Here is a 4,816-nt window from a genome sequence, read left to right as displayed (position 1 = left end):
CTGACAGTGTCAGGCTTATGAGAGAGTGCGCTTGTTGTTATAGTCTCTTCATTGATTTGGAGAGCAATATGGCAACAAAAGTAAATACTCTCTATCGCACTATAGCAAAATCATTCTTTATCTTTAGAAGAAGCCCCGAAATCACGGCGTGCCCCTCTATTCCAAAAGTTTTGTAAAGAGATTAACGGCTCTTAGCAAGCCGCTCTAATAACCTATCGCTATGAGAAATCAAGCAGATATATCACAGGAATATCCTAGAAACTCCAAACCAAAGAAAGAAACAAAAAATAGAGGCTGGGCTGGTTGTCCAGCCAACGAGACTTAGTTTAGCGACAAACCCGTCCGATGCAACTCAACTCAACATCGCAGCCACTTCTTCTCACTTGGAAACAGTGAGAAGATGGCTAATATAGATGGAAGAGTGTTAAAAAATGATGGATACACTTTGTAAAGAAAAATTAAAATCTGTTGATCCTATCTCACCAGCTGCTGCTTATATTGGAGGCAAAAGAAGATTAGCTAAAACCATAGTTAACATTATCGAGGATATCCCTCATAGTATTTATGCCGAACCTTTCGTTGGAATGGGAGGAATATTCTTTAGGAGAAAATTGATTCCGCCCACTGAAATCATTAATGACCGTTTAGGAGATGTAGTGAATTTTTTTCGGGTGTTACAACGCCATTATCACCCTTTTATAGAACTGTCAGAGTTTCAGATAAGCAGCCGTGAGGAATTTCAACGATTACGTGCTCAAGATCCAGAAACCCTCACAGATTTAGAACGGGCTTCAAGGTTTTTATATTTGCAGCGTTTAAGCTTTAGCGGGAAGGTAGCCGACCGTACGTTTGGGGTTGAAACAGACCGCGGTGCACGTTTTAATCGTTTTAAACTTGAAGACTTATTAAAGCTTATTTACCGTCGTTTAGCGGGTGTTACCATTGAAAATTTAGACTGGTCTGAGTTTATCAGGCGCTATGATCGACCAAACACCTTATTTTATCTTGACCCGCCTTATTGGGGTGTTGAGGATTATTATGGCAAAGATTTGTTTAAGCGAGAGGATTATCAGAGGATGGCTATGCTGCTGGCACAATTAAAAGGGAAGTTTCTTTTGTCTCTCAATGATGTGCCAGAAGTTCGAAAAACCTTCAGTCAATTTACCTTTAAAAAAATAAATACGTTTTATTCGTGTAACGCCTTAAATAATGCAGTTCCCGCTAAGGAGCTTATCATCACCAATTGTGATTTCTAAAACGAGAAATAATACATATTAAAGGGTCTTTAAATGACCTTTGAAGACCTTTTTAAAAAAGTAAATTGCTACAAAATCTAGTGTCAAAACATAAAAAGAAAGTGCTTGTTGAAAACAAACCTTTCTCAAGAGCGCCTCTTTACCTCTCACTTTTCCCATTCATTTCATTAGCCAATTATTAAAAGGAGCATAAAGTATGGCAACAGGTTTTTTACACGGTGTTGAAGTCGTTGAAGTTGACGACGGCACCCGCCCCCTTCGCGCCGTTCAATCGGCAGTTATCGGAATTGTTGGCACAGCACCCGATGCCGATGAACAAGCATTTCCCCTCAACACACCCGTTTTGGTAACGGGCTCTCTTTCACAAACTGCAAAACTGGATACAACAGGTAAACGACGCGGCACTTTACCCAATGCCCTTGATCTTATTTTCAAGCAAGTGGGGGCTATTGTCGTTGTCGTACGCGTGCAAGAAGGTGACAACGAAAATGCAACACTCACCAATGTTCTAGGCGGTGTGAACGCAAATGGTGCTTATGAAGGCGTCCATGCTTTGATTGGAGCACAATCCATTGTGGGACAAACACCACGCATTCTCATCGCTCCAGGCTTTACACACAAACGCCCTATCAGTCTTAGCAAGATTGATGTGACGAACCAAGGAAGTGGTTACACTCAAGCAACTGTTAAAATTGCCGGCGGTGCAGAAGCAGAAGCAATCCTGAAAGATGGAAAAGTAACTTCTGTTGTCATTAAGAACGGTGGCTTTGATTATCACACCGCCCCAAATGTGACGATTGAAGGGGATGGCACTGGAGCGACAGCCAAAGCCGAAATCAGTGCAACCTCTAATCCTGTAGCAGCAGAACTGATTGGCATTGCCGAGCGTTTGCGCGCCATTGTGGTGCTTGATGCACCCAACACAACAGATGAAGCAGCTCTTAGCACAGCAAAGGATTTTGATTCAAAACGCGCCATTCTCATTGACCCGTTTGTAAAGGTAAATCGTGATGGAAAAATCATAGAACAGCCGGCAAGTGCAGCGGTTGCTGGTGTCATTGCCAAAACAGATTTTGACAACGGTTTTTGGCATTCTCCTTCCAATAAAGTGATCAATGGCATTGTGGGAACTGCACGCCCTATTGATTTTTCCATTGGGGACAGATCGAGCCGTGCCAACCTTCTCAATGAACAAAATATCACAACAATTATCCGTGAAAACGGCTATCGCCTCTGGGGTAATCGCACACTTTCAAACGATACAAAATTTGCTTTTTTATCCGTGGTGCGCACCGCAGATATGATCAATGATGCTATTTTGCGCGGACATCTATGGGCTGTCGACCGCAATATCAAAAAAACCTACATGAATGATGTCAGTGAAAGCGTCAATGCCTATTTGCGTGATTTAAAAGCACAAGGCGCCATTCTTGGTGGGCGCTGTACGCCTGATCTAGAGCTTAATACAGCAAGCGCCATTGAGAGCGGCAAAGTCTATTTCAATGTCGAATTCACCCCCACAACACCTGCAGAACATATCACGTTCCGTTCACGCATTGTGAATGATTACTTAGAGGAGATCTTTTAATGACCGTACCTGTTTTACCCAGAGTCTTGAAATATTTTAACATTTTTGTCGACGGCATTCCCTATCAGGCAAAATGTGAAAGTGTCACCCTACCGAATTTGAGTTTGGTTGTTGAAAGTTATCGCGGCGGTGGCATGGATAGCTCCATTGAAGTTGACCTTGGTCTTGAAACCCTCACGCTTAGCATGACCATTTCTGATTGCTCTCCAGAGTTGATGGCACTCTTAGGGCGCACCGATGTCAACATTTCATTGCGCAGTTCAATGCAAGCTCAAGGCACACCCGCAGAAGGTGTTGTCATTACCATGAGAGGGCTTTGCAAAGGCTTTGAAATGGCAGAATGGCAACCGGGAGGCAAAGCAACTTCTACAGCTACATTCACATTGCAGTATTTCAAATATGTCCAGAAGGACGTTGAAATCGTTGAGATAGATGTCCTCAACTTGGTGAGAAAATTCAATGGCGTCAATCAACTCGCAGACCATAGAAACAATTTAGGATTATAAAAATGACACTACAAAAAAATGTTACATATCAATTGCTTGAACCTCTCACATTTGAAGGAAAAGAGCACACCACAATTACTTTACGGCGCCCCAAAACAAAAGATTTGCAAGCAATCGACAAAAAAGAAGGTATAGAGCAAACAATCACTATGATCGCACGCCTTTCTGAATGGCCGTATGAGGTCATCTGCGAATTCGACATTAATGATTTGACAAATATTGGAGAGATCTTGGAGTCTTTTACCAAACGGCGGGATACCTCGACTGGGAAAACGCCGCAAAACTCATAGCCGATATTGCTATTGAGTTCCATTGGTCCCTTTCAGACATGATGGAAATGGAACCACAAGAACTCATATTCTGGCGAAACCAAGCAGCAGAAAGGTGTAAAACAAAATGAGTGAAAAAGTTGCTGATGCAAAGGTAAAATTGTCTCTTGAAGATAAACTCACGGCACCTCTCAAACGTGTTCAAAAACAATTCGATACATTGTCAAAAACACTCTCACATAGTTTGGGTATTCCGCGCTTTTCTGCTGCTGTCAAAAACATGACAAAAAGCCTTCATGGCGTTCAAAGTGCTCTTGGAGTGGCGGCAAGTCGTGCTTCAGTCTTTACCGGTGTCTTAGGGCTTGCCGGGGGTGGTCTTGTGGCAAGTGTGACCGCCCTCACCATGAAAACCATGCATCTGGGAGATAGTCTTTATCACGCATCACACCATTTAAATATGAGTGTTGCATCACTTCAATTATGGGGTGATGCAGCCGATAATTCAGGCACTTCTGCCGAGCTTTTTCAACAATCCTTAGCGGTTTTAAATAGGCGTTCAGCACAAGCATATGCCGGACAAAAAAGAGGCATGATGGGTTTTGAAGCGCTTGGCATTTCTGTCAAAAACACTTCTGGAAAACTCAAATCCACTTCTGTCTTGTTAGAAGAAATTACCGACAAGATGAGTAAGATGAAAAGCCAAGCACAAAGACAGCATATTGCCGCTCTGCTGTTTGGGGGTGATGGTAAAGAAATGGCGACCATGCTTGCACAAGGCATGGCGCCTATCAAAGAACTGTTTGCAAAGGCGCGGAAAGGAAAATGGCTCATAGGCGCCGATGTTGCACGCTATGCAGCAGATTTGAGTGACAAGCTTGGTGCTTTTAAGAAAAAAATAGGCGGTATCGCGAGCTTTATTGGCGCCCGTTTTATGCCCGTCATCAATGATATGATTGACGGTTTTTCAAAATTGATTGATGAAAACCGTGATCTCATTCAAACAACCGTTGCGAGTTGGGCAAAGACCTTAAAAAAAGTCCTTAATGATTTGCTTAATCCTACCTCTGATTTAAGAAAAAGCATCAGTGATCTCACAGAGAGGATTAAAGGCTGGTTCCAATGGCTAGAGCCATTGATTGGTGAAATAACCGTCTTTAAGGTAGGTCTTGTCGCACTTGGTTCGTTCATTTTTGGTCC

General features: G+C 42.7%; 6 protein-coding genes. All 6 read left to right on the top strand.

What is annotated here, in order from left to right; translation table 11 throughout:
- Positions 1-434: 434 nt before the first annotated feature.
- On the top strand, positions 435-1,256 hold the full coding sequence (locus ACFIJS_RS08530) for a DNA adenine methylase (protein WP_375651158.1): 822 nt from the start codon (positions 435-437) through the stop codon (positions 1,254-1,256).
- A 196-nt stretch (positions 1,257-1,452) separates the two neighbouring features.
- Complete coding sequence (locus tag ACFIJS_RS08525) at positions 1,453-2,844, top strand: phage tail sheath subtilisin-like domain-containing protein (protein WP_375651156.1); 1,392 nt, start codon at positions 1,453-1,455, stop codon at positions 2,842-2,844.
- Positions 2,844-3,350, top strand: coding sequence for a phage major tail tube protein (locus tag ACFIJS_RS08520; RefSeq protein WP_375608785.1), 507 nt, complete (start codon positions 2,844-2,846; stop codon positions 3,348-3,350). Before ACFIJS_RS08525 ends, ACFIJS_RS08520 begins: the two co-directional genes overlap by 1 nt.
- A 2-nt stretch (positions 3,351-3,352) precedes the next feature.
- On the top strand, positions 3,353-3,640 hold the full coding sequence (locus tag ACFIJS_RS08515; RefSeq protein WP_375651154.1) for a phage tail assembly protein: 288 nt from the start codon (positions 3,353-3,355) through the stop codon (positions 3,638-3,640).
- 38 nt (positions 3,641-3,678) lie between these two features.
- On the top strand, positions 3,679-3,750 hold the full coding sequence (locus ACFIJS_RS08510) for a hypothetical protein (RefSeq protein WP_375608787.1): 72 nt from the start codon (positions 3,679-3,681) through the stop codon (positions 3,748-3,750).
- Positions 3,747-4,816, top strand: a 1,070-nt coding sequence (locus tag ACFIJS_RS08505) for a phage tail tape measure protein (RefSeq protein ID WP_375651152.1), incomplete at its 3' end; no start/stop codon positions are given. The genes ACFIJS_RS08510 and ACFIJS_RS08505, both read left to right, overlap by 4 nt.

It is taken from the genome of Bartonella sp. OT172YNZD (assembly GCF_042193725.1).
In the GTDB taxonomy this organism is placed as follows: domain Bacteria; phylum Pseudomonadota; class Alphaproteobacteria; order Rhizobiales; family Rhizobiaceae; genus Bartonella; species Bartonella grahamii_A.
Note: the sequence above shows the minus strand (reverse complement) of the source record. Positions and strands in the feature narration are given on the sequence as shown.